The 402-nt window shown below is 60.2% G+C and carries 1 protein-coding gene; it reads left to right on the plus strand.

Features of this window, described 5'->3' with window-relative positions; genetic code table 11:
• Positions 1–171: 171 nt before the first annotated feature.
• Positions 172–402, plus strand: a 231-nt coding sequence (locus SB764_RS38505) for a beta-galactosidase (protein ID WP_410866535.1), incomplete at its 3' end; no start/stop codon positions are given.

The raw sequence follows: 402 nt of genomic DNA on the forward strand, positions 1-402 counted from the left end.
GGTGGAAACCTTCGAGCAAGTCATCCAGCAGATTCTGGCCGAAGCGTAGCGCGGCGACCGCGCCAACGCAGCGGCTCGGCAAGGTGGTACTTCATGCATGGGTCAAAAAAATCATTCAACCTTGTCCATGGCAGCCGTTCGCAAGCGTGTAGCGTCGCAGGCGATGGCTGTATGCTTCGGCCGGACAGCAGCCTGACCGGAACGTCCGCAATCGACATCCCAGCCCCAGCAGTCACAAGCGGGCATACTTTTTCTTTTAGTCAGGATGGCGAAAGCTTCCTGCTCGACGGCGAGCGTTTCCAGATCCGTAGCGGGGAGATGCATCCCGCCCCCGTCCCCGCCGAATACTGGCAGCATCGCATCCTGATGGCCAGGGCGATGGGGATGAACTGCATCGCCCTC

The organism is Paraburkholderia sp. SIMBA_027, assembly GCF_046535315.1.
Classification (GTDB): Bacteria; Pseudomonadota; Gammaproteobacteria; order Burkholderiales; family Burkholderiaceae; genus Paraburkholderia; species Paraburkholderia tropica.